General features: G+C 63.7%; 22 protein-coding genes. 9 read left to right on the forward strand and 13 right to left on the reverse strand.

Annotated features, from left to right (window positions below):
- Positions 1-23 precede the first annotated feature (23 nt).
- Entirely contained in the window at positions 24-848 is an 825-nt protein-coding gene (locus tag GC148_RS01890) for a sulfite exporter TauE/SafE family protein (RefSeq protein WP_291068333.1), read from the forward strand.
- 4 nt (positions 849-852) lie between these two features.
- Here the strand turns inward: GC148_RS01890 and GC148_RS01895 are convergent, their stop codons facing one another.
- Positions 853-2,307: a TrkH family potassium uptake protein gene (locus tag GC148_RS01895; RefSeq protein WP_291068334.1), complete on the reverse strand. Its 1,455-nt coding sequence runs from the start codon at positions 2,305-2,307 to the stop codon at positions 853-855.
- Between the two features lie 137 nt (positions 2,308-2,444).
- On the opposite strand from GC148_RS01895, the gene GC148_RS01900 reads away from it, so the two are divergent.
- From GC148_RS01900 to GC148_RS01915, 4 genes are all read left to right on the forward strand, one after another.
- Positions 2,445-3,494 carry a Glu/Leu/Phe/Val dehydrogenase dimerization domain-containing protein gene (locus GC148_RS01900; RefSeq protein WP_291068335.1) on the forward strand — a complete coding sequence of 350 codons (1,050 nt, stop codon included), beginning with the start codon at positions 2,445-2,447 and terminating at the stop codon, positions 3,492-3,494.
- Between the two features lie 76 nt (positions 3,495-3,570).
- Positions 3,571-4,404: a universal stress protein gene (locus tag GC148_RS01905; RefSeq protein WP_291068336.1), complete on the forward strand. Its 834-nt coding sequence runs from the start codon at positions 3,571-3,573 to the stop codon at positions 4,402-4,404.
- 19 nt (positions 4,405-4,423) lie between these two features.
- Positions 4,424-4,792 (forward strand): hypothetical protein, encoded by a 369-nt coding sequence (locus GC148_RS01910; RefSeq protein ID WP_291068337.1) that lies wholly within the window; start codon positions 4,424-4,426, stop codon positions 4,790-4,792.
- 85 nt (positions 4,793-4,877) lie between these two features.
- Positions 4,878-5,300 carry a hypothetical protein gene (locus tag GC148_RS01915; protein WP_291068338.1) on the forward strand — a complete coding sequence of 141 codons (423 nt, stop codon included), beginning with the start codon at positions 4,878-4,880 and terminating at the stop codon, positions 5,298-5,300.
- Here GC148_RS01915 and GC148_RS01920 read toward each other — a convergent pair.
- The 9 genes from GC148_RS01920 to GC148_RS01960 all read right to left on the reverse strand — a co-directional run bounded on the left by GC148_RS01920 (position 5,297) and on the right by GC148_RS01960 (position 15,771).
- Positions 5,297-7,519: a TonB-dependent receptor gene (locus tag GC148_RS01920; protein ID WP_291068339.1), complete on the reverse strand. Its 2,223-nt coding sequence runs from the start codon at positions 7,517-7,519 to the stop codon at positions 5,297-5,299. The two genes, GC148_RS01915 and GC148_RS01920, sit on opposite strands and share 4 nt — an antisense overlap.
- Before the next feature lie 170 nt (positions 7,520-7,689).
- A complete protein-coding gene (locus GC148_RS01925) occupies positions 7,690-9,009 on the reverse strand; it encodes a hypothetical protein (RefSeq protein ID WP_291068340.1) in 1,320 nt (439 codons plus the stop codon).
- A gap of 137 nt (positions 9,010-9,146) precedes the next feature.
- Positions 9,147-10,307, reverse strand: a complete 1,161-nt coding sequence (locus GC148_RS01930; protein ID WP_291068341.1) for a TlpA disulfide reductase family protein — start codon at positions 10,305-10,307, stop codon at positions 9,147-9,149.
- 133 nt (positions 10,308-10,440) lie between these two features.
- Positions 10,441-11,649, reverse strand: coding sequence for an acetyl-CoA C-acyltransferase (locus tag GC148_RS01935; RefSeq protein ID WP_291068342.1), 1,209 nt, complete (start codon positions 11,647-11,649; stop codon positions 10,441-10,443).
- A 155-nt stretch (positions 11,650-11,804) separates the two neighbouring features.
- The gene (locus GC148_RS01940) at positions 11,805-13,397 is read right to left on the reverse strand and encodes a phosphoenolpyruvate carboxykinase (protein WP_291068343.1); all 1,593 of its coding nucleotides are present in this window, start codon (positions 13,395-13,397) and stop codon (positions 11,805-11,807) included.
- A gap of 181 nt (positions 13,398-13,578) precedes the next feature.
- Positions 13,579-13,992 (reverse strand): NUDIX domain-containing protein, encoded by a 414-nt coding sequence (locus tag GC148_RS01945; protein WP_291068344.1) that lies wholly within the window; start codon positions 13,990-13,992, stop codon positions 13,579-13,581.
- A complete protein-coding gene (locus GC148_RS01950; protein ID WP_291068345.1) occupies positions 13,992-14,381 on the reverse strand; it encodes a hypothetical protein in 390 nt (129 codons plus the stop codon). The genes GC148_RS01945 and GC148_RS01950 overlap by 1 nt, the downstream gene beginning before the upstream one ends.
- Positions 14,382-14,384: 3 nt before the next feature.
- Positions 14,385-15,287 (reverse strand): haloalkane dehalogenase, encoded by a 903-nt coding sequence (locus GC148_RS01955; RefSeq protein WP_291068346.1) that lies wholly within the window; start codon positions 15,285-15,287, stop codon positions 14,385-14,387.
- A 184-nt stretch (positions 15,288-15,471) separates the two neighbouring features.
- The gene (locus GC148_RS01960; protein ID WP_291068347.1) at positions 15,472-15,771 is read right to left on the reverse strand and encodes a hypothetical protein; all 300 of its coding nucleotides are present in this window, start codon (positions 15,769-15,771) and stop codon (positions 15,472-15,474) included.
- Positions 15,772-16,013: 242 nt separating this feature from the next.
- Here GC148_RS01960 and GC148_RS01965 point away from each other — a divergent pair, with 242 nt between their 5' ends.
- The gene (locus GC148_RS01965) at positions 16,014-17,354 is read left to right on the forward strand and encodes an acyl-CoA dehydrogenase family protein (RefSeq protein ID WP_291068348.1); all 1,341 of its coding nucleotides are present in this window, start codon (positions 16,014-16,016) and stop codon (positions 17,352-17,354) included.
- A gap of 60 nt (positions 17,355-17,414) precedes the next feature.
- Here the strand turns inward: GC148_RS01965 and GC148_RS01970 are convergent, their stop codons facing one another.
- Positions 17,415-18,728 (reverse strand): cytochrome P450, encoded by a 1,314-nt coding sequence (locus GC148_RS01970; RefSeq protein ID WP_291068349.1) that lies wholly within the window; start codon positions 18,726-18,728, stop codon positions 17,415-17,417.
- Between the two features lie 77 nt (positions 18,729-18,805).
- Positions 18,806-20,170 (reverse strand): tryptophanase, encoded by a 1,365-nt coding sequence (locus GC148_RS01975; protein ID WP_291068350.1) that lies wholly within the window; start codon positions 20,168-20,170, stop codon positions 18,806-18,808.
- Positions 20,171-20,421: 251 nt separating this feature from the next.
- On the opposite strand from GC148_RS01975, the gene GC148_RS01980 reads away from it, so the two are divergent.
- Positions 20,422-22,104, forward strand: a complete 1,683-nt coding sequence (locus GC148_RS01980; RefSeq protein WP_291068351.1) for a DUF4332 domain-containing protein — start codon at positions 20,422-20,424, stop codon at positions 22,102-22,104.
- Here GC148_RS01980 and GC148_RS01985 read toward each other — a convergent pair whose 3' ends face one another.
- Positions 22,105-23,082: a Gfo/Idh/MocA family oxidoreductase gene (locus GC148_RS01985; RefSeq protein WP_291068352.1), complete on the reverse strand. Its 978-nt coding sequence runs from the start codon at positions 23,080-23,082 to the stop codon at positions 22,105-22,107.
- Positions 23,083-23,289: 207 nt separating this feature from the next.
- Between GC148_RS01985 and GC148_RS01990 the strand changes: the two genes are divergently transcribed.
- A complete protein-coding gene (locus GC148_RS01990) occupies positions 23,290-23,715 on the forward strand; it encodes a hypothetical protein (RefSeq protein ID WP_291068353.1) in 426 nt (141 codons plus the stop codon).
- A gap of 151 nt (positions 23,716-23,866) precedes the next feature.
- The gene (locus tag GC148_RS01995) at positions 23,867-24,148 is read left to right on the forward strand and encodes a hypothetical protein (protein WP_291068354.1); all 282 of its coding nucleotides are present in this window, start codon (positions 23,867-23,869) and stop codon (positions 24,146-24,148) included.
- Positions 24,149-24,294 lie beyond the last annotated feature (146 nt).

Genomic DNA, 24,294 nt, shown 5'->3' on the forward strand with positions numbered 1-24,294 from the left:
CGGCGGCGCCTTGAGGCCGGGCCATGACCGAGTTCTTCAGCCAGTATGGCGTCATGATTGTCTCGCTGGTTGCGGCGGGCCTGTTTGCGGGCCTTGTGGCCGGGATGTTCGGCATCGGCGGCGGCGCGGTGATCGTGCCGGTGCTGTTCTTCTTGCTCGACGGGATGGGCTTTGCCGAAACAGCGATGCACGTGGCGGTGGCGACCTCGCTGGCGACGATCATCCTCACCTCGGCGCGCAGCGTGATGGCCCACCACAAGCATGGCGCGGTCGACTGGAACATCATCCGCGGCTGGGCGCCGTGGATCATGCTGGGCGCGGTCTGCGGCATGGGCCTTTCCGGCTACATGTCGAAACGGATGTTGCTGGGCGTTTTCGGCACGCTCCTGTTCCTGCTGGCGGCTCAGATCGCGTTCGGCCGGCCGAACTGGCGCCTGGCTGACCAGATGCCGGGCGGTATCGGCCGGGCCGGCGCGGGCGCGGCTGTGGGCACCTTGTCTGCGATCATGGGCATCGGCGGAGGAACTTTCGGCGTCAGCCTGATGACGCTGTTCGGCGTGCCGATCCACCGGGCTGTCGCCACGGCGGCGGGTTGGGGCGTTGCCATCGGCCTCCCAGGCGCCATTGCGGCCATCTTTGTCGGCTGGGGCCGGGAGGGATTGCCGCCTCTGTCGGCGGGGTTCGTGAACCTGCCGGCCTTCCTGTTGATCTCGACGTTCACGGTCCTGATGGCGCCGGTTGGGGCCGGGCTGGCGCACAAGCTGAACGCGGCGCTGCTGCGCAAGCTGTTCGGGGCCCTGCTCGTGCTCGTGGCGATCCGGATGGTCTGGCAGGCGTCGGGGCTGTGACGCCTCAGCCGCGCCAGAAGCGGGGTGTCAGCACCACGAACACCACGAGGAACTCGAGCCGTCCCAGCAGCATGGTGACGGTACAGACCCATTTCGCGAAATCGCCGAGCGAGCCGTAATTGCTCGAGGGGCCGACAACTGGGCCGAGGCCCGGGCCGACGTTTGAGACACACGCTGCTGCGCCGGTGATCGCGGACATCGTGTCCAGGCCACCGAAGGACAGCAGCGCCGCTGAGACCATGAAGGTCATCAGGTAGAGGAACAGGAACACCATCACCGACTGGAGCGTGTCGGCGTCCACGACGCGCCCGCCATAGCGGATCGGGGCCTTGCGGTGGGGCTGGACCATTCGCTGCGACCAGGCGATCAGAGCCTTCCAGGTGATCTCCAAACGGAACATCTTGATCCCGCCGGCCGCCGAGCCGGCGCAGCCGCCAAGGAAGGTGACCAGCAGCAGGAGCGCTGCAATCGGCTCGCCCCAGGTGTCATAGGGCGCGGTGGCGAATCCGGTGCCCGAGAGCACGGAGAAAACGTTGAACACCGCAGCGACGCCCTCATTCCAGCGGTCGCTGAAGCCGGCCGTGTAGAACTCGCGTTCGCGCAGCAGGATGACGATGGCCGAGACGATGACGCCGATGGCAATGAACAGGCGTGGCTGCGGATCGCGCAACAGGGGGCCGGGCCGCGCGTTGAGGAAGAGGATGGCGAACAGGCTGAAGGGCATGGCCGCCACCGCCATGAACACGATCCCCACATAAAGCGCGCCTGTGCCGTTGAACTGGCCGAACGAGGCGTCATAGGTCGAGAAGCCACCGGCCGAGAGCGTCGACATGGCGTGGTTGATGGCGTCGAACCAGTTCATGCCGGTGAGGCCATAGAGCAGGGCGCAGAGCGCCGTCAGCGTGACATAGGCAAAACCGATATAGGCCGCGATGTCGGAGACCTTGGGCAGGAACTTGCCGGTCCGGTCAGAGCTTTCGAGATTGAACAATTGCATGCCGCCGACCCGCAGCTGCGGAAGGATGGCGACGGCTGTGACGATGATGCCGACGCCGCCGATCCAGTGGAGGATCGAGCGCCAGAGCAGAAGACCGCGCGGCATCGTGTCGAGGCCGCTCAGGACGGTCGCCCCGGTGGTGGTCATGCCCGACACGCTTTCGAAGAAGGCGTCAGTGATCGAATAGCCCGAAACCAGGAAAGGCAGGGCGCCGACGGCGTTGATCACCACCCAGATACTGACGGTCAGCAGGAAGGCCTCGCGCTGGCCGATATGCAGATCCTTGCTGCGGGCCATGACCCAGAGCAGGCTGCCAACCAGCAGCGAAATGGCGCCCGACATCACGAAAACGTGCTGCTTGTCGGTTCCGTCGGCAATGTCGATCAGGGCACAGGGCACCATGGCCGCTGTCACCAGCAGGATCATCATTCCCAAGGCGTAGATGACAGGGCGGAGCTGCATGCGCGCGCACCTTACGCCGCAAACCCTGCAAAGGTGTCAATGCCGGGCACCTGGCCGGCGGGCCGCAGTTGACGTTCCGGCAAGGGGGCGGGTAGAGCGGCGCAACAGTTTCAAATGTAACGCTCCGGGCCGCAGAGATGTTCGACCACCCCTCCTATGATGCCCATGAGGGCGTTCACGCCTTCCACGACGCGGCCACGGGCCTGAAAAGCGTGATTGCGGTCCATTCCACGGCCCTGGGGCCGGCTGCCGGAGGCTGCCGGATGTGGAATTATCCCACAGGCGACGCGATGATGACCGATGTGCTGCGTTTGTCGCAGGGCATGAGCTACAAGAACGCCATGGCCGGAATTCCGCTGGGCGGTGGCAAGGCCGTCATCTGGGGCGACCCGAAATCCGACAAGTCGCCGGAGCTGTTCCGCGCCTTCGGCCGGGCGGTGGAGAGCCTGCAAGGCACCTACTACACCGCTGAGGATGTCGGCGTGGACGTGTCCGACATGTCGGTCGTGCGCCAAGAGACGCGGTTTGTGGCCGGGTTGGACGAGGGCGCAGCCGCAAGCGGCGATCCTTCGCCGGTTACCGCGCGGGGCGTCTATCTCGGCATCCGAGAGGTGGCGAAGCGCCTTTTCGGCACCGATGACCTGACCGGCCGCACCATCGCCGTGCAGGGTGTCGGTTCAGTCGGCGGCTATACCTGCAAGCACCTGGCGGCGGCGGGCGCAAACCTTATCATCACCGACATCGACCAGGAGGCCCTGGCCGCCGTGTCGAAAAGCACCGGCGCGCGCGTCGTTGCGCCCGGGGACATCTACGATGTCGAGGCAGACATCTTCTCGCCGAACGCCCTGGGCGCCGTCGTCAACGAAAAGACGCTTGCGCGGTTCAAGGTGAAGGGCATCGCGGGCGGCGCGAACAACCAGCTGGTCGTTCCCGAGATGGGCGAGTTCCTGCGCCGCAAGGGCATCCTCTATGCGCCCGACTACGTGATCAATGGCGGCGGCATCATCAACGTGGCGGCGGAGATTTCGGGCAGCTATTCGCGCGAGTGGGTGGATGCGACACTGGCGAAACTGATCGTCACGCTCGGCGATGTTCTGGATGAAGCGCGCAGAACCGATCAGCCTACAAACTATGTGGCAGACCGCATTGCCCGCGCCCGTATTGCCGCCGCAAGGGCAATTAGGTAAGACTCCTTAGTCCCGCCTCAGCCGCGTGATGGTAGAGGCCTGTTAGTGGCTGCATCAGGCTGCAAGGAGGATCGCCGTGTCTATCATCGCCATGCTCGAAGGCTCGACGGACGTCGACATCTCGACGACCCAGTCTGCACTCGCCATCGCCCAACGCATGAACCTTCCGCTCATCGGCCTGTGTGCGCTGCCCGACCCGCAATCCGCACTCATGGTTGTCTCGACGCCGGAGTCGGCAGGCATGTCCGCCGCCGCTGTCCAGAACGTGATGGAGCTTCAGAAGGACATCCTCGCCAAATCCGAAAACGCCTTCCGCGATACGGTCACGGCAGGCGCACACGGGCTGGAATGCACCTTCCTGCATCAAGTGGGTACGTCCGAACATGCAGCCGCCAGCGCGGCCACGCTGGCCGAAGCCATCGTGTTTCCGCGCAGCGCCGCCAAGACGGGCGAGCCCCTGTCGATGGCCTTTGACTATGTGCTGATGGATGCGCGCCTGCCCGTCGTTCTGGCGGGCACCGAGCGTTTCAAGCCGGGCCCGGTGATCGTGGGGTGGGACGGCTCGAACGCGGCCTCGCGCGCCGTGCGTTTTCATCTGCCGTTGATCCGCGCCGCCGGCGAGGTGATCATCGCGCAGAATCGCAAGGATGCCGAGCGCGATGGCGCGCGGCCCGGTATCGCAACCGATTCCCTCGAAGACTGGCTGAAGCGCAAGGGCGTGACGGTACGGTCCGAAAGCCTCGAAGGCCAAGTGGCCGGCGCACTGCTCAATCTCGCGGCAAAGACCGGCGCGACGATGATCATCGCTGGCGCCTATGGACACTCGCGCCTGGGCGAGCGTCTGTTCGGTGGAACCAGCCGCAGGCTGCTCGAGGCCGAAAACGCGCCCGCCCTGGCACTTGCCCGTTGAACCCTTCCGGAGGCCGATCATGACGCTACGACGCATAACCCTTCAGCTTGCCCGAAATCCGGGCCTTCCCGCCGGCGACCCGTCGCAAGGCTATATGATCATTGCGCCGATCGATGCGGAGGGGCATCTCGACGTCGGAGCCTGGCGCACACAGCGCAAGGCTTGCCGCGTGTACCGGTTCCATCCCGATCCCGCCGAAAAGGCAGACGGCTGGCTCACCCATCGCGGCGACAAGTGGTTCTTCCATTATGACGAGGAGTCGGAAGGCGATGACGAAGCGGTATTCCGCTTCGGGGCCCACGTGTTCCGCGAGGGCGAATACATCACGATCGACCATCCGGGCAGTGACGCGCAAACCTACAAGGTCACGGACATTTCGCCCGTCTGATCCTTGCTGCAGGATTAATTGGCCGGTGTCGATTCAATCGCTTGCCGACACAGCGTGTTAGCCATAACCCGCTAGAGTGCCGGGTATGGACAAGATTGCCACACCCGTTGTGCTCGTCGTCAGTGCGTTTCTTTATTTCACGCACGATGCAGGCTTCAACTTCGATCGCGCGAGCCCGGAGAAGCGCGTCGCGTTCACTGAGCGTCAGGCGCAGGAAGCGGTGCGCCGAGCGCAGCTGGTCGTTCGCGACGAGCCGCGTGCGGTGATCGTTACCGGCGATGCCAAGCAGGCCCGGGTCAAGGTGCGCAGCGACGGCGCGCTCATGGAGAGCCGCCGCCGGCAAGATACGTTCCGTCAGGCATGCGCCGGTTATCTAGCCTCTTACCTCGACGGTCACGACATCGCGCTGCGGCTCGAATTCTACGACGACCGGTCGCGCATGACCGGCGTCATGAGCCTGACGCCCAAGGTGTGCGAGCGCACCGCTGCGATGGCTAAAGCGACCTAGAAGTCCCAGCGCAGCTGAACGCCGTAGGTTCTCGGCTCATTGACGAAACCTGTGAGGTTGTTGAAGTCGATGGCACCTTCGAGTGCCTCTTCGTCCAGTATGTTCCGCACAAAGATCGAAGCGTCATATCCGCGATCCGACTTGTAGCCGAACTTCAAGCCGCCTTCCCAATAGCCCTCTTGACCGAACTCGACGCTGTCATACAGGAAGAAGTTCGTCTCGCCCTTGTAGGCCCAGTCGGTGAAGCCGTAATACTCGCCGCCCATGACGGGGATTGCATAGCGCGCGGTCATGTTAGCGATCCATTCCGGCGCATTCGGGAATGAGTTGCCGGAAATATTGTAGCCGATCAGCGTAATGCCATCACTGGCATAGACAGCCGGGTCGAGGATCGTGCAGGGCGCGCCGCAGCCCGGTGCAATGATCACCGCATCCTTGAATTCGGTCTTGTTGGAGGACAATCCGCCAGTCAGCAGGAGGTTCGGCAGCGGCGCCGCTTCGATATCCGCTTCGAAGCCATAACCGCTGCTCTCGTCAGCATTGAACAGCGAGACATCATTCGTCAGTCCACCCACGATTGTCAGCTGCTGGCCTTCCATATCGAAGGCGTAGACGCTGACGTTCGCGCGCAGGCGGTCGTCGAAGAGCTGGGTCTTGGTGCCGAGCTCGTAGGAAAGAACCGTTTCGCTGTTGGCCTGTGACGGCGCGCCGAAGCGCTGCTGCACGGTCGGGCCGCGGAAGCCCTTGGCGACCCGTCCGTAGACGTTCATCTGGTCATTGGCCGTGTAGGTGGCCGAGACGTCCCAGCTGACTTGCTCGTCGCCGAGCTCGCGCTGGTCACCGGCCGCACGGAACTGCTTGTCGTCCTCGGTCCAGCGGGCGCCGCCTGCGACAACCAACCGGTCGGTCACGTCATAACTGAGTGAGGCGAACACCGCCTTGCTGTCGGTATCGAGTGCGCGCCGGGCGACCGAGGTCTGCGGCTGGCCCGGCGTAAGGGTCGCAAAGCTACGCGATGTGATGGCGACATCTTCCTGGAACAGGAAGACGCCCGCCTGCGCGCGCAGGCGCCCGCCATTGTCGAACATGAAGCGTACTTCGTGGGTCGTCTGGTTCAACGAGTCGACTGCGCCGCTGGTTTCGACCGGGAACGGAATGTTGCCGGGTCCGAAATTGCCGGCGCCAAGGAAAGCAGCACCGAAGCCGCCATCAATGTCGCCGCGGCTTTCGATCGAGGCGGATTCCAAGCCGATTATATAGGTCACATCTATGGAATCGGTCAGCGACTTGTCGAGGCGCAGTGTCACGCCTGACGTATCCTGTGTCAGGAAGTTCTGTCCGTCGAAATACACCGTGTCGCGGTCGAAGCCGGCGCCGAGGCCTTTCTTGCCGGCATCGATGATGTTGGCACGGAAAAGGCGCGCGTCGCCATCGTTGGAGCGGGCGTGCAGGTTCAGAAGCGCCGAGAAATCAGAGCCCTCGGGCGTGAACAAGACCTGCGCGCGCCCGGCCAGCTCCTTGAAGCCTTCGTAGCGGTCCTTCTGGCCGGTATAGGCGTTGTCCACATAGGGATCGCGCTCCTGGTAGAGACCGGAAACACGTACGGCGAGGACATCGTCGACAACCGGCAGGTTTACCGCGCCTTCGACATCACGGGTGTTGTAGTTGCCGTACGATGCACGAACATAACCCTCGAACTCGTTCTGCGGCGTGCGCGAGTCGAACTTGATGATGCCGCCCGGCGTATTGCGACCGAACAGGGTGCCTTGCGGGCCGCGCAGCACTTCGATCTGCTCAAGGTCGAAGACCGGGAAACCCTTCAGGATCGGGCTTTCATACGGCACATCGTCATAGACCAGGCTGACCGGCTGTGAGGCATTGAGGTCGAAATCAGTGTTGCCGATGCCGCGGATGTAGAAGCGCGGGAACGCGCGGCCGAAAGAGCTTTCGGCAATTACGCTCGGCACGCGGGCCGAAAGGAACCTTACGTCGGCGCCGGAAGCCTTCAGCGTATCGAGTTTCTCGTCCGACAAAGTCGTGATCGAGATGGGGACTTCCTGCAGGTCTTCTTCGACGCGCTGGGCCGTCACCGTCACCGTGCCCAGCCGGGCAACGGTCTCGTCCTCTGTGGACTGGGCAAGGGCGGGCCCGCCGAACACGGCCAGGGCCACAAGGCTGATGCCCGCGGAGCGCCGGCGGAGAGCGGAGGATGACAGCATGGAAGAGACCTTCGGCAGGGGGCGATTGGACAAGAGGCCAAACGGACAGGTTTGCAGGGGATGTGTCACAGCCGCGTGCGAAGACAAACGCCGCTCGCCCGACTGGGGAGTCGATTTGGACCGTTCTGACGGACTGAGTGCTTTCAGCGCAACAGTTGCGGCGGTTCGCGCTAGTTCCAGGGGTTGAACCGGCGCGGCGCGCCGGGCTCTGCCGGGCGAGCCGGCGCCTCGTCCTTCAGGTCAGCAGGACTCGCTTGCGGCGTCGGCGGCGGATAGGGCTCGGCGGAGGCCGCATCGGCGAAGTCCTCCGGCAGGATCTCGGGCAGATCCAGCGTGCCGTCGATCACCAGGCGCTTCGGCGGCTCGGCTGCGGCGGCCGGTTCAGGTTCGACGGGCGGTTTGGGTTCAGGCGCCGGTGCGCTCGTGCGCTGGGCGGCGCCGAGGCCGAAGCCGAAGGGTATCGACGAGAGCGAGATCGGCTGGGGCAGCGTCGGCACCGCCGGTGCGGCCACAGCGGCGGCAGGTTCCGGCTCGGGCTCTGGTTTCGATTCCGGTGCCGGCGGCGGGGCTTCGGTTGCGGCGACCGGCTGAGGCTCCGGCTCGGGGACAATCTCCGCGGTGACGGGTTCGGGTTTGGGCTCAGGCTGCGCCGCCGGCTCGGGCGCCGGAGGGGCGATCTCGGCCGGATCAGATGGGTCCGTTTCGGTCGCAGTTTCAGCCGGCGCAGGGCTGCCCAGGAACGCACCGAATGTGCCGAAGGAGCCTGGCTCGTCCGCCAGCGGCGCAACTTCGACCGAGGCCGCCGGTTCTTCGACGATCAATTCGGGCGCGGCGGCGGTCTCGATCAGCAAGGCCGGTTCCGACTCCGCCTCCGGTTCGACTTCAGGTTCCGGTTCCGGCTCTGGTGCGGCCAATTCCACTACAGGCTCGGGTTCCGGTTCGGGCTCAGCCGCGACCGCTTCGGCCTCGGGCTCTGCAACAACGGCCGGCGGCGCGGCGTTGATCTGGTCCGCCAGGGTGGCGACGGCGGCTGTGATTTCCGTTTCACTTTCAAGCGGGGCGGTCTCGTCGGTCGTGGCGTCGGGCTGGTCGAGCGCGGTGGCAGCGGGCGCCGCGATCTCGGGTTCGGCTTCCACCGCTTCGAGACCGGCCAGCAGGGTGCGGATCGCCTTCTCTGTGCCGCGCGCGTGGCGGCTGGCTTCGCGGTAGAGTTCTGCCACGAACTTCGAATAGGGCCGCCCGTGCGAGTCGACGTCGTCGGCGAATTCCTCGGGCAGGCAGGTTTCGATCTCCCGGCCCAGCGCATCGGTCAGCAGCACGGCATGCGGCTCGGGCGTCAGGACGACCCGGTAGCCTTCGGTGTCATGGACGACCGTCGCGTTCTCCCCTTCGGTCCAGGTCACGCGCTGCTTGCGCGTCATGTCGCTCAGCTTGTCGATAAGGCGCTTGGTAGAGGGATGCAGCATCGCGGTGAGCTTTCCTGTCTTCATCCGATCGTGAATTCCACGACAGGTTAGACCGCCCGGCGCGAAGATTCAAACCTCTCGGCCAGTTTCGTCGCAGGCGGCTGAAACGGAGTGCCGTTCCGGATCCAGGCCGGGCGGCCGAACGCCGGAATCGGGGCGGATCAGGGCGTCGGCGCGAGGTAGCGCAGCTCTGCCAGCTTGGCGGAAGCCTCGTTCTCGCCCGCGGCGCCTGTGTCGTAGATCCGGACGAAGGAAGCCGGTGCGGACGGATCCGGACAGACCAGAAGGCCGGGCGCGCCGGCGTCCTGCGAGCAGGCCGCCCGGGCCGCTTCGGAAAGCTCGCCCAGCGTGGTCTGGCCGATGGTTTCGCCGTCGGGGCCGCGCACGGCCGGGTCGCTTGTGCTGACACGGGCGATATACCCCCGCGTCCAGTCCGGTTCGATCCGATAGCGCGCCGCTTCGCTGCCCTTGGGGCGCACTTCGAACGTCGCCACATCGGACCCCGCGCCGGTAACCGGGATGACATCATAGCCGGTGAACACGCTTTCAACCACGCTGACCGTGAACGGCGTTGCCTTGTTGAGGTCGCCGACCCCGTTGGGGCCGATCACCAGAAGCGCGGCCTGGCGCACTTCGCCTTTCACGCGCGCAACATCGCGCAGGAAGTCCTTCACCGGTTCGTTGCCCGCCACCGACAGGTCGCTCCGGAAGCCGCGTACGATGCCGTCCGGCGAGACCAGCAGGTAGGTAGGCGTCCAGCTGATCTTCAGCTGGTCGCGCAGGCTGCCATCGAGATCTAGCGCGGTAGGCAGGCGGTAACCGGCCGATTCGAAATAGGCGTCGAGCGAACCGTACTTGCCCCACATTTCGGCAGGCGTTGCGCGGGCCGCGCTGGCCGGCACGTGGATGGACATGAAGTCGAGGTCCGGATCCTGCGCGATCGCGCGCTCAAGCGCGGCCACATAGGGGCCATCCGCGACGCAGTCGCTGCACCATGCACCCCACACATCGATCACGGTCCACTGGGTAATGGCGGCGGAATCAAAGACGCTGCCATTGGCGCGCGGCGCCTTGAATTCGGGGAGCTTCTGGCCGAGCAGGGCATAGTTGAACGGGCGGCCTTCAGCATCGCGGTAGATGCCGTCGCCCTTGGTGTCCGTTGCGCCTTCCGGTGCGGGTGCGTTTTCGGTCAGGAATGCGGTCGCCTCAACGACGGGCGCGGAGTCCTCGACCGGCGCTTCCTCGGGCTGGCTGGCCTGCAGCGCGCCGCAAGCGGCCAGAATGGCGAGGGCCGACAGTCCGGAAGAAATGCGCATGATCATGGGAACGGCTCCTGTTTCAGCCGTTTCATGACACGGTCTGGTGGCGCAAAGAAGGGAGCGTGCCTTCAACCACCCATAAGAAAAGGGCGACCCTCGGGCCGCCCTTTCCGGTCTTGTCAGTTTGTCAAAGCGATCAGCTGTAGATTTCGAACAGGCCGGCTGCGCCCTGGCCGCCACCGATGCACATCGTGACGACGCCCCATTTCGCCTTGCGGCGCTGGCCTTCCATCAGGATCGAGCCGGTGCAACGTGCGCCGGTCATGCCGAACGGGTGGCCGATGGAGATCGAGCCGCCGTTGACGTTGTACTTCGCCGGGTCGATGCCCAGACGGTCGCGCGAATAGAGGCACTGCGATGCGAAGGCTTCGTTCAGTTCCCAGAGGTCGATGTCGTCAACCTTCAGGCCATGACGCTCGAGCAGACGCGGCACAGCGAAGACCGGGCCGATGCCCATTTCGTCCGGATCGCAACCCGCAACGTTGAAGCCGACGAAACGGCCAAGCGGCTTGAGGCCACGTTTCGCAGCTTCTTTCGCTTCCATAACGACGACCGCAGCGGCGCCATCCGACAGCTGCGAGGCGTTGCCAGCGGTGATGTACTTGCCTTCCTTCACGACCATGCCGCCCGAGAAGACAGGCTTCAGGCCGGCGAGGGATTCGGCAGTGGTGCCGGGGCGGTTGCAATCGTCACGGTCGACGAGGACTTCCTGGAAAGTTTCTTCCTTGGTTTCCTTGTTGACGAGCTTCATCTTCGTTTTCAGCGGAACGATTTCCTGCGCCATGTAGCCCTTCTCCTGGAAGGCGGCCGTACGCGCCTGGCTTTCCGCCGAGTACTCGTCCTGGTATTCGCGGCTGACCTTGTAGCGTTCGGCGACGATTTCGGCTGTTTCGATCATCGACATCCAGACCGCCGGCCATTTCTTGAACAGGCCTTCTTCGACGATGCGGTGACGATTCGTCTGACCGGAGTGGGCGACGAGCGACAGGCTTTCAACGCCGCCACCGACAGCTACCGGCGCGCCTTCATGGATGACCGTGTGGGCTGCGTTCGCGATGGCCTGCAGGCCCGACGAGCAGAAACGGTTGATCGTGGCGCCCGCGGTCGAGGAGGGGCAGCCGGCGGCGAGCGCGATATTGCGCGCGACGTTCATGCCGGTTGCGCCTTCCGGCTGGGCCGAACCGAAGAACACGTCTTCGACGGCAGCTGCTTCGACTCCAGCGCGCTCAAGCGCGGAGCTCATCACGTGGCCGCCCATGACGATCGGGTGGGTGTCGTTCAGACCCCCACGGTGGGTCTTGGTCATGCCCGTGCGGGCATAGGATACGATTACGGCTTCACGCATGGCTTCCTCCGGAAGGGTTGGGGTCTATGTGCGGCGCACCCTAACGACCGCGCCCCGCCAGCGCCAGACTTCCCTTAACGTCAACGGAGCCTTTCCCATGAAAAAACCCGCCCGGGGACGACCGGGCGGGTTCAATTTCACGTGTCAGCGGCTGATCAGGCCGTGATTTTGGCTTTCGGTGCTGCGGCTTTCACCGCGTCATCGACATAGGCTTCGAACTTTTTGAAGTTCTCGACGAACATGTCGGCGAGTTTCGCAGCCTGGGCGTCGTAAGCGGCGCTGTCAGCCCAGGTCGAGCGCGGGTCGAGGATCCGGGAGTCGACGCCGGCCACAGCGGTCGGCACCATGAAGCCGAACGTGTCGTCCTTGCGGAACTGGACCGAATTCAGCGAGCCATCCAGGGCTGCGTTGAGCAGCGCGCGGGTCGCCTTGATCGGCATGCGGTTGCCCTGACCGTACGGACCACCGGTCCAACCGGTGGATACCAGCCAGCAATCAACATCATACTTGGCGATCAGGCGGCGCAGCAGGTTGCCATACTCGGAGGGGTGGCGCGGCATGAATGGGCCGCCAAAGCAGGTGGAGAAGGTGGCCGAAGGCTCGGTCACGCCTTTTTCTGTACCCGCGACGCGCGCGGTGTAGCCCGACAGGAAGTGGTACATGGCCTGCGCTGGGGTGAGCTTCGCGATCGGCGGCATGATGCCATAGGCGTCAGCCGTCAGCATGATAAGGTTTTTCGGCTGGCCGCATCGGCCGGTGAGCGAGGCGTTCGGGATCGCTTCAATCGGATAGGCGCCGCGCGAGTTTTCAGCCAGCGCCGCCGAGTCGAGGTCGAGTTCGCGGGTGGCAGCGTCCATCACCACGTTCTCGAGCACCGTGCCCCATTGTTTAGTGGTGGCGTAGATTTCCGGCTCGGCTTCGGCCGACAGCTTGATCATTTTGGCGTAGCAGCCGCCTTCGAAGTTGAAGAGTCCGTTCTCGGACCAGCCGTGCTCGTCATCGCCGATCAGCGTGCGCGACGCATCGGCCGACAGCGTCGTCTTTCCGGTGCCGGACAGGCCGAAGAAGATGGCCGCATCGTCCTTGTCGCTGGTGTTAACCGAGCAGTGCATGGGCATGACACCCTGTGACGGCAGCAGGTAGTTGAGGATGGTGAAGACCGATTTCTTCGTCTCACCGGCATAGGACGTGCCGCCGATCAGGACGAGGCGCTTGGTGAAGTTGACGGCGATCACGGTTTCCGAGCGCGTGCCATGCTTGACCGGATCCGCGCGGAAGCTCGGGCAGTTGATGATGGTGAATTCGGTCTTGAAATTCGCCAGTTCGTCGATCGTCGGAAGGCGCAGCAGGTGGCGGATGAAAAGCGAGTGCCAGGCAAATTCGGTGACCACGGTCACGGGCAGACGGTAGTCGAGATCTGCGCCGCCGAACAGGTCCTGTGAATACATATCCTGCTTGGCGATATGGGCTTTGAAGTCCGCCCACAGAGCATCAAAATTGGCGGGCGTCATCGGGGCGTTGTTGTCCCACCAGACGGTGTCTTCGGTCAGTGCATCGCGCACCGTGAACTTGTCTTTCGCCGAGCGGCCCGTGTGTTGGCCGGTCTCGACCACAAGCGCGCCGCCTTTGGCAACGCGTGCTTCGCCCGCGGCAACAGCCGTCTCGTATAGCCGTGCTTCGTTCCAGTTCTTGCGGATCGATTTCGGGCTGACGCCCAGCTCGGCAAGGATTGCTACGGTCTCGCTCATGTCACCCTCGGTTCTTGCGATTCTGATTGGCCGCCCCGGCCTCGTCACCATGCGCCCATTAGCGCTTCAGGGGTCAATTTTGCAACATCCGTGCCGCCATTCATGGCGCTGTTTCGCCTTAAACTTGTGCGATGAAATTTGCAGAATTGTGATGTCCTACGTTGTCACAAGCTCGCGTTAATCATTGTGCGGTGCACTCTGTGCCGAGAGCGGACAGATAGCTCTTTACGGGCGTCGTGAGATTCGCCGGAAGTGCGTGCGGGTCGAACCAGCCCCATCCGCCATGTTTCTCCGGCTCCGCGTTGCGGGGCTCGCCGGACGTGATCCGCGCTTCGTAAACCGGTGCGATCCAATGGCGTCCGTCGCCGGCATCGATGGTTTCCGCGATACAGGCGAGGTACAGAATCTCTATCTCGATGCCCAGTTCCTCGGCAATCTCGCGCCGTGCTGTTTCAGCGGCGCGCTCACCGAAATCGATCTTGCCGCCGGGCAGCCCCCACGCGCCCGCTTCGGGTTCGCGCAGTCGCTGAATCAGCAGCAATCGGCCCATGCTATCGCGGATGGCGGCGCCGCAGCCGGCTTCGGGCTTCTGCATCACCTGTCCCCTGCGATCCAGCGCGCCACGTCCACATAGTCGAAGGCTAGCGAGATCATCAGCACACAAATCGCTGCCACGATCCACTTGCCGGCCCATGTCTCCTTGACGCGCCAATGACGCCGCCGCGCCAGAAGATAGGCGAGGAGCGGCGTCCAGAAGACGACATGACCGAGGCCGAGCAGACGCGAGTAGCCGAACTGACTGTACAGGCCGAGCACGGCGGCGGCCCCGAGTACGAACCCGAGCAGGGTCCAGCGTGCTTCGACGCGGACGAGGCTGAAGGGAAGCGACAGGACGAGGACTCCGACCAGCACGTTGAGCCAGATCTGGACCCATTGCGGCTGGTTCGCCACGTCTGCGGAGAAGGCGGAATAGATGTCGGCCATCGGTCAAGTTCCTCCGAAATGCGCGAGCGCGGCGCGCGCGATGGGTTCGCCCCATTCCTGGACGAAGTGCCCAGCCTCCGGCAGCACCAGCGGCTCCGGGCATCCCTTGATGCCTGCGCGCAGCGCCGCCATCACCGGCGGGCCGAGTACGGGGTCAGACGCTCCAACGGCCATGAAGCTGGGACCGTTCCAATCGGAAGCCCACCAGGCTGCAGCGCGTTTCGAAATGTCTACGCCCGCCATGTCGGGCGCCACCATTACCAATTTGGGAAACTGGCGCACGCCTGCCTTGAAAGAAATATCCGGAAAAGGCGCGCCATAGGCCGCCGCCTCCGCATCACTCAGGATCGGCGTGCCCCGTTTCATCAGGGCGGCGACTTCCATGTCGGGCTGGCTGCCTGCAAAGGCTTTCCAGTTGTCGAAGCCCTCACTGGGCGACTGGCCCACGGCGAGGGTCGTATTCATCACGATCAGGCGTTCGAAGCGGTCTGGCATCTCCATCGGCACGGTGAGGCCAAGCAGGCCGCCCCAGTCCTGCACGACCAGTGTGACGTGTTTCAGATCCAGATGCCGGATCAGCGCGATCATCATGTTGCGGTGGAATTCGAACGTATACGTACTGTCTTCCACCGGCTTGTCCGATCGTCCGAACCCGAGCCAGTCCGGCGCCACCACGCGTGCACCCGATTGTAGGAAGACCGGGATCATCTTGCGATAGAGATAGCTCCATGACGGCTGGCCGTGCAGACACAGGAATGTATGCGGCGCGTCGCGTGGGCCTTCATCGACAAAGTGCACCCGAAGACCTTCATAGCCGTGCAGGGTGTCAACATAGTGCGGCGCGTAGTCGAAGCCCGGAAGATCCGTGAAGCGTTCGTCAGGCGTGCGTTTGGCTGCCAGCGGCATGGTGGTCTTCCTTGTGCGGACCCGGTGCATCATGCGCGCCGCCGGGCTGGCTGCCAACACTCAAGTACGGGGCGACCGAATCACAAAGACGCGCGCGGAACATCCGGCGCGCCGCCGGTCGCGCGATCAAAAAAAGCCGCCAGGTTGCCCTGGCGGCCCGAGGAGAGGCTTGGAGAGATCGAGATTACTTCTTCGCAGCCGCGTTGCATTCGGCGAGCTGTTCAGCCGTGAGTTCCGACTTCGTGTTGCGCAGAGCGGTCAGCTCGCCAACTTCCTTCGCGATCTTCTTGCAGATGCGAACGGTCGGGGCCTTGCGGTCGAGTTCAGCGGTGCAGGTCGTGCCTTCGCAGGACCAAACGACGCTTTCAGCGACGACGCGCTTTTCGGAAACCGGGTTCACGGTTTCGAACGTGTAGGAATTGCTGGCAAACGCCGGAGCAGCGATGGCCACAAAAGCGGCGGCGGTAAGAGTAGAACGGAGCATGGGAGGGTGCCTTGTCGTTCGGGGTTGATGATGCATTCGGTGGTCAGGCTGGGTGCCTTACGTATTGACTATCGAACGCTGAACAATTCGTCAAGCGTTCAGGATCCTGAATTCATGATTATTGGAGAACGATTCGTACCATTCGTGAGGCGCGACCGCCGCTTGCCCCGGCGGCACAAATTGCCGCGTACACTGGCAGGCGTATGGTGAGCGCCAGCAAGGGCACAACCGGGAGACACGCCATGGACTTCAATATTCCGCAGGATATCGCCGACTATCTGGTCGTGCTGGACAAGTTCATCGAGGACGAAATCAAGCCCCTGCAGGCGCAGGACGATAACGAACGCTTCTTTGACCATCGCCGCGAATGGGCGCGCACCGACTTTGACAATGACGGCCTGCCGCGCCCGGAATGGGAAGCGCTGCTGCGTGAGGCCAAGAAGCGCGCCGACAAGGCGGGTCACCTGCGTTACGCCTTGCCCAAGGAATTCGGAGGGCAGGACGGCACCAACCTCGGCATGGCGATCATCCGCGAGCATTTCGCGAAGAAGGGCCTCGGCCTGCACAACGACCTGCAGAACGAACACTCGATCGTCGGCAACTTCCCGCAGATCCTGATGCTGCGCGACTTTGCGCGCCCGGATCAGAAACACCTTGCGACCGCCGCACTGGAAGGAAAGTTCATCGCCTGTTTCGGTCTCACCGAGCCGCACCACGGCTCGGACGCGACCCACATGGAAACCCGCGCCGTGCGCCACAAGAAGGACGGCAAGGACGGCTGGCTGATCAATGGCGAGAAGATGTGGATCACCGGCATGCACGTCGCCACGCACATCATGCTGTTCTGCCGAACAAGCGGAAAGGACGGCGACGCAAAAGGCATCACTTGCCTGATCATTCCGGCGCACGACCCCGGTGTGATCATTGAAGAGTATATGTGGACCTTCAACATGCCGACGGACCACCCGCGCCTCACCATCAAGGACGTCTGGGTGCCGGAAGACGCCGTGTTCGGTCCGCCGGAAGGTGGCCTCGCGCTCGCGCAGCACTTCGTCCACGAGAACCGTATCCGCCAGGCGGCCTCTTCCTGCGGCGCGGCAATCTACTGCATCAATGAGAGCGTGAAATACGCGCTGGAGCGCAAGCCCTTCGGCAAGCCGCTGGCCACCAACCAGGCCATCCAGTTCCCCCTGGTCGAGCTGGCCACGCAGGCCGAGATGCTCCGACTGCTGATCTTCAAGACGGCCTGGGAAATGGATCAGATGTCGAAGCCGGAAGTGGCGATCAAACTCTCCGACAAGGTCTCGATGTGTAACTACTATGCCAACCGGCTCGTCTGCGAGGCGGCCGACCGCGCCATGCAGGTGCATGGCGGCATCGGCTATTCCCGCCACAAGCCGTTCGAGCACATCTACCGCCACCACCGCCGCTACCGGATCACGGAGGGCTCCGAAGAGATCCAGATCCGGAAAGTGGCCGGCCACCTGTTCGGCTTCATGGGCCCGAACAAGCACGGCCAGCCGAAGGGCGAGACCGGCAAGGACGGCAAGAGCGTCGAGCCGACGGATTTTGCAGTCCGCTAGGGAACCAGTGAATTGAAATGAAAAGCCTCCGTGTGCGCACGGAGGCTTTTTTCTGCGCAGTCAGTCGATGCGGTAGCGCACCGGCAGGCTCTTCAGGCCGGAGACGAAGTTCGCGCGCGTATTCTTCGGCTCGCCTGTCAGCTCGATCGATTTGAGCCGGGGCAGGAGTTCGTTGAACAGCGCCTTGATCTCCATCCGCGCCATGTGCATGCCAAGGCAGAGGTGCACGCCGTGCCCGAACGCCACCTGCTTCTTCACGTCCCGGTCCACTCGGAACTCGAACGGAGCATCGAACACGTCCTCGTCGCGGTTGCCCGACCAGTAGAACAATGTGAGCCCGTCGCCCGCGCGAATGGTCTTGCCGCGCATCTCGTAGTCCTGCGTCGCCGTGCGCATGAAATGCTTCACCGGCGTCACCCAGCGGATCATTTCCTCGACTGCGTTGGGCAGCAGCGATAGATCGCTTTTCAGCTTCATCATCTGGTCCGGCCGGCGGATCAGCTCGAGGAGGCCGCCCGATGCGGTCGAACTCGTCGTATCGTGCCCTGCCGTCGCGACGATGATGTAATAGCTCATCGCCTCGCGCTCGCCGATCGGCGCGCCGTCGATCTTACCGTTGGCGATCACGCTGGCGAGGTCATCGGTCGGGTTTGCACGGCGGGCTTCGGTGATTGCGCCAAAATAAGCAAACAGTTCCTGCGCCGTCTGCAACAGGTTCACGCCGGTTTCGCTGGTCATCGACGGTCCATCCGTCGAAACGTTTTCGCTCTCCGCCGCCACATCCGGATCGCCCGGGCCGAAGATCTCTTGCGTCATCTTCATGATGAATTTTTCGTCCGACCTCGGAATGCCGAGGATCGAATTGATCACGCGCAGGGGATACCAGAGCGCGACCTCTTTCACGAAGTCGCATTCGCTGCCGAGGCTCGCCATATGGTCGACGTGCTCCTTGGCCAGCCCGGCAATCCGCTCCTCCAGCTTGCGCAGATTGGGCGGCATGAACCAGCCCTGCGTCAGCGCGCGCAGTTTCATGTGCACGGGGTCATCAAGGTCCACCAGCGTGCGGAAGAGGTGCGTGTCGCCCGTCATCGACTTGATCCACTCCTCGCCCGCAATCGGGCTCAGATAGGTCCGGGCGCTGTTGATGAAGAGAGCGTGCTGGCGCTCGATCTCCAGGATGTCGGCCTGCTTGGTCACCGACCAGAAGGGCCGGAAGCCCTCCGGCTCCGTCCAGTGCAACGGATCTTCGTGGCGAAGCTTGCGATAAACCTCGTGGATCTCCTCGCTGGCATAGAGCTCCGGATTGACGATCTCGTCATCCAGCCGCCCGCGCTTGAAGCCGGGAAAAGGTGTAAACGCGCCGTCGTCTGCCATGTGTTCCTCCTGCGTCTTTTGAGGCACACTGGAAGGCTTGTCCGGGAGGGCGTCAAGCGCCTGGCCGCGACGTCAGGCTAAAGCTTCGCAAACTCCGCCGTGAAGTGGCGCATCATGGGCGGTTCTTTCGTGATCCGCAGGCCGCGCAGGTGGTCCTTACGGGCAGCGACCTCTTCCAGCACTTCGACGACATAGTCGGCATGGCTTTGCGTGTAGACGCGCCGGGGCATGGCGAGGCGGACGAGATCCATCGCGCCGGGCGCTTCGGTGCCGTCTGGCTTCCGGCCGAACATCACTGTGCCGATCTCGCAGGCGCGGATGCCGCCGGCCTCGTACATCGCGCAGGTCAGCGCCTGGCCGGGGTATTGCAGCGGCGGAATATGAGGCAGGAACGCGCGTGCATCGATGAACACGGCGTGCCCGCCGGCCGGCTTGACCACCGGTATGCCCATCGCATCAAGACGCTCGGCAATGTAGGCATTCGTCCGGACACGGTAGCGCAGGTAATCCTCGTCGATGATCTCCTTCAGGCCCTGCGCAATCGCATCGAGGTCGCGGCCTGCAAGCCCGCCATAAGTCGGAAAGCCCTCAGTCTGGATCAGCAGGGTGCGGGCGCGTTCGGCCAGCGCGTCATCGTTCAGCGCCAGCCAGCCGCCGATATTGGCAAAGGCATCCTTCTTGGCGCTCATCGTCATGCCGTCGGCCACGGCAAACGTGTCGCGCACAATGTCCTTGATCGGACGATCCATCTGACCTTCTTCGCGCAGCTTGATGAACCATGCATTCTCCGCAAACCGGCAGCCGTCGATATAGAAGGGCTTGCCATGGGCCTTGGCCAGGGCCGCCGCGCCGCGGATGTTGGCAAGGCTCACAGGCTGGCCGCCGCCGGCATTGTTGGTGATCGTCATCATCACCGCTGGAACCTGCCCGTCATTCTCCTTCAGGACCCGCTCCAGCGCGGCGAGGTCCATGTTGCCCTTGAACGGGTGATCGAGCGACGGCACCCGGCCTTCCGCAATCGGAAGATCCAGCGCCTCGGCGCCCATCGCCTCGATATTGCCGCGCGTGGTGTCGAAATGGGTGTTGGAGGGGATCAGGTCGCCCTCTTTGGCGATCAGCGAGAACAGGAGGTGTTCCGCCGCCCGGCCCTGGTGGGCGGGGATGATGTGGGCAAAGTCCATCAGGTCCTTCACCGCCGCTTCGAAGCGATAGAAGCTCGGCGCCCCGGCATAGCTTTCGTCGCCGGTCATCACGGCGCCCCATTGCGCCGCGCTCATGGCGGACGTGCCGCTGTCGGTCAGAAGGTCGATGATCACATCGTCCGAATGCAGCTTGAACAAATTGTAACCTGCCGACTTCAGCAGCGCTTCGCGCTCTTCGCGCGTGGTCATCCGGATCGGCTCGACAGATTTGATGCGGAACGGTTCGATAATGGTCTTCATGGGTCACTCCCGGGCTGAAATGTCCCTGAGTGAGAAGCGATTTTGTCGCTCCGCGCACAGGAACCTCCTGCGCCGCGGTTGCCTCTCCGGATGTGCCGGAAGACGGCCGCGCTCAGCGCCTGTTGCGATGACTGGGCCTTATCATGCGCCGCCCCGTCCTGCCAAGCCGCGCGCCCGGGGTTAACAGCGCATTCACCATCTTCGCGGACTTTCGCCCCCACAGAATCGCTTGCCGCCCGAAGGACCCGGCCATGACCCTGCTTGAACGCGTGATCCGCAATCACCGCTGCCGCTCGACGCACCATTTCATCGCGTTCGATGCGCTCTCGCTGATCGGCGGTGACGACGGCGACGCCTGGAAGTCGCTGTTCCTGGTCCACCACGAACACCTCCTGAAAGGCGCCAAGGCGCCGGACGTCGAGTTCAAAGACTTCAAGAACCACGTCCTGCACGTCTCGGAAGGTGAATGGGGCGGCGCCCGCGCCAAGGCCATGGAATGGTATGCGCGCGGCGTCGAACTCCTGACGAAGAAGCGTTGGAGCGAGGCGGCCTACGCGTTCGGTGTGCTGAGCCATTATTACGCCGATCCGATCCAGCCGTTCCACACGGGCCAGACCGAGGCCGAAGGCGTCATCCACCGCGCCGTGGAATGGAGCATTGCCAAATCGCGCGCCGAAACGGACGCGCGTATTGCCGTCACCGGCTATCCCGAGATCGATGTGCCGGACAGCATGGGCTTCGTCTCGGACATGGTCCTCGCCGGCGCCGAGCGCAGCCACCCGTATTATGATGTCTTCATCGACCATTACGATCTCGAGGCCGGCGTCGCCAACCCGCCCGCCGGGCTTGATGAAACGATGCAGGCCGCGATTGCGGACCTCGTGGCCTACGCGACCGCCGGTTTTGCCGCGATCCTGTCGCGCGCCGTCGAAGAGGCTGCCGTGGCGCCGCCCAAGGTGAACCTGACGCTGCAGGGCTATATCGAGGCGCTTGACATCCCGCTGCGCTGGATCACCGCCAAACTGGACGATGCCGGCGACCGCCGCACGGTCGAGAAGATGTATGCCGAATTCCAGAAGACAGGGAAGGTGATCAAGGCCCTGCCGGCCGACGACAAGAAAATCCGCGCCCTGCACGCGAAGGAAGTGCGCCGTATCCCGTTGAAACAGCTCGACGCCGAAGAGATTCCGCCCATCGGTACGCTGAACGAAAACCGTCTGGCTGCGGCGCCGGCCGAACTGGTGCTCACCGATGACGCGGCGGTGCCGGTTGATGATGTGCCTCCGACCGAACTGGCCGAACTGGTTCGCCGCGATTCGGTCAGCGTGCCTGCACGCGGCCTGCTCGGGACCCGCAAGCGCATCGCCGATGTCCATGTGGAGCCGATTGGGGAAGACGTGGCCGACGACGCCCCGTTCGTTCTGGAAGTTCCGGTCGAGCCGGACCTGTCCGCCGCACCGGTCGCGGCCGCCGAGCCCCCTGCGGCAGAGCAGGCGCCTTCGGCCCCGCGTCGCATGGCCTCGATCACGCGCGAAGACGATGTTGTTGAAGCGCCGTCCATCGGCCGCAAGACCGCCAAGGCGCTCGCCCGTGCGGGTATCACCACAATCGGCGACCTGCTGGACTGTGATCCCGACATGGTCGAACTCGAGTTGAACATCCGCTACATCACGTCCGAAGCGCTGCGCACCTGGCAGGCCCAGACCCGGCTGATGATGGATGTGCCCGGCCTGCGCGTTCACGATGCCCAGCTGCTCGTTGGGGCCGGCATCACCTCCCGCGAGGACCTCGCGAACGCGTCTGCCCGCACCATTTTCGAGCTGACCATGGAGTTCCTGTCGACGCCAGAAGGCGAGCGCGTTCTGCGCGACGATCAGGTGCTCCACGAGGGGGAAGTGGAAGAATGGATCGAGATGGCGCAGGACGCCGCCTGATCAGACCAGCCGGTTCACTCCGGCCGCGGCATAGACCGCATCAATCAGCGCCATATTCGCCACCGCATCAGCCCCGCCCGTCAAGGGCGGGGTTTTTCCGTTCATCACGTCGATCATGTGCGCCAGCTGGTGGTCGTAGGTGGATTGGCCGGAGACATGGTAGCGTTTGACCGACAAACCCCTGCGGATGTGGATCTGGTTGCCCCGGTGCGGATGCAGCGGGTTGGTCGCCACGAGCACGCCTGCTGTCCCTTGCAGCGCTAGCAAGGCCTTGAAGCTCTGGCCGGGCGCCATCGATGTCCGGATACGGGCCGAAACACCGCCGTCGAACGCGAGCCGGGCGGTCGTTGTCAGATCGGCGCCGTATTCGCTGAGCTTTGCGGTGGCCTCCAAGACGTCCGGCTCGGAGCCGGCCACCGTCCGCGCCCAGTGCAATGCGTAGCAGCCAAGGTCCATCAGAGCTCCGCCGCCGAGAGCTGGGTCGTGTCGCAGCTCGCCCGGGCGGTACTTGATGGCCACCGAGAATTCGGACCGGATCGCACACAGCTTGCCGATGGCGCCGCCGCGCAGCTGCGCGAGGATCTCCGCGAACATTGGATGGAACCGGTAATGGAAAGCCTCCACCAGCGGCCGACCGTTCCGCGTCGCCGCTTCCACCATCCGGCGGGCTTCGCCTGCGTTCATCGCGAACGGCTTTTCGCACAGCACAGCCTTGCCGGCGTCGAGGGCGGCGATGGTCAGGTCAGCGTGCCGGTGCGGGGGCAGGGCATTGTAGATGAGGTCAATGTCCGGCCGCGCGATCAGCGCCTCGTAGCCTTCGGCGATCTCCGGAATGGCGTGCTCGTCCGCGTAAGCCCGCGCCCGCCCTGCGTCCCGCGCAGCGACGCAGACGACTTCGCAATCCGCCCGCTTCTTCACGGGCTCGATCAGCGCAGGTGGCGCGATTTTCGCTGCGCCGAGAATTCCGATGCGTATCATCTCTCTTTACCGCTTCCACGCGCGGATCCGCGCCACATTACGATGAGCGTAAACAAAACCGCTGCGTCTGTTTACCCCGGACTAACGCGCCTTAATCGCTTTCTTCATCCGGGGTGAAAAAAAGTTCACGCCGGTAAGGAACTGGAAACCACGGGACGCGAAGTTGGGGCTGTCCCGAGGCCATTGATCCTAGGAGTGCCTTTGCCAATGATGATTGATCTGATAGCGCACATCGCTACAAGCAATGGCCTCGCGGACACTGTTTCCAAGCAAGCGTTGGGTATCGTTCTCAATGGCGCCGAGCGCCAGGGTAGCCCGCTTGCTGAAGTCATGTTCAAGAAGATTCCCGGCGCGCGCGTTCTCGCAGCGCGGACCGGTGTTGAGATCGGCGCCCCGACGGGCGAGATCGCGCGTCTGATCGAACGGACTCCCGGCGGCCGCCGCCGCGTCGCCCTTTCCATGATTTCCGCACTCCAGGATGCCGGCCTTGACCACAAGGCTATCGGCAATCTCCTGCCGTCCATCGGCAGCTGGATGCAATCCGTACACGGCATGAGTGACTTTGGCCATCTGGGCGACCTGATGAGCCACGCGGATTCGCCGGTCCGCGGGGAGGAGGTGCGCGCCGCGTAACGCACTGGCCCTGCGAAGCGAAACAGATGCTGCCTTATCAAGACCCTAGTTGGTCATCGCGTCGTTTCAGAATATCAGGGCCGCCTTTCGGGGCGGCCCTTTTCTTTTGGCGCGCGGCCCGCTACAGGCAGGGCGGTTGAAGGAGAGCCTGATGAGCGACACTCAGCTGACCCGCCCGGACGAAGCCATCGCCCTTCGCCTGATCCAGGCTATCCGGGCCGATGCCGAAGTCCGGTGTGCGCCAGACCAGGTCGATCTGGTATCCGTCACCTTCGATGTGGCCGCTGCGGGCGCCGAGCCGTCAGCCCTGAGTTACAAACCCCGCGTTGACCGCAAGACCCGCACGATCCTTTTCACCGGCGGGTCGGCCGAAGGCACCCGGGGCATCGTGATGACGGCCACGGCGGTTTACCGCATCACGCCGCAGGCCTAAGACATCTAGGGTCCGGACCCATAAACAGGATTCCCGGCCATCGCGGATGATGATTCACTGCCTCTGTTTCAGGAGGCAAGTGGCAATGTCTGACTTCTTTTGGTTTTCTGATGAGCAATGGGCGCGGATCGAACCGCTTTTGCCGA

This window comes from Hyphomonas sp., from assembly GCF_016125515.1.
Taxonomy (GTDB): Bacteria; Pseudomonadota; Alphaproteobacteria; order Caulobacterales; family Hyphomonadaceae; genus Hyphomonas.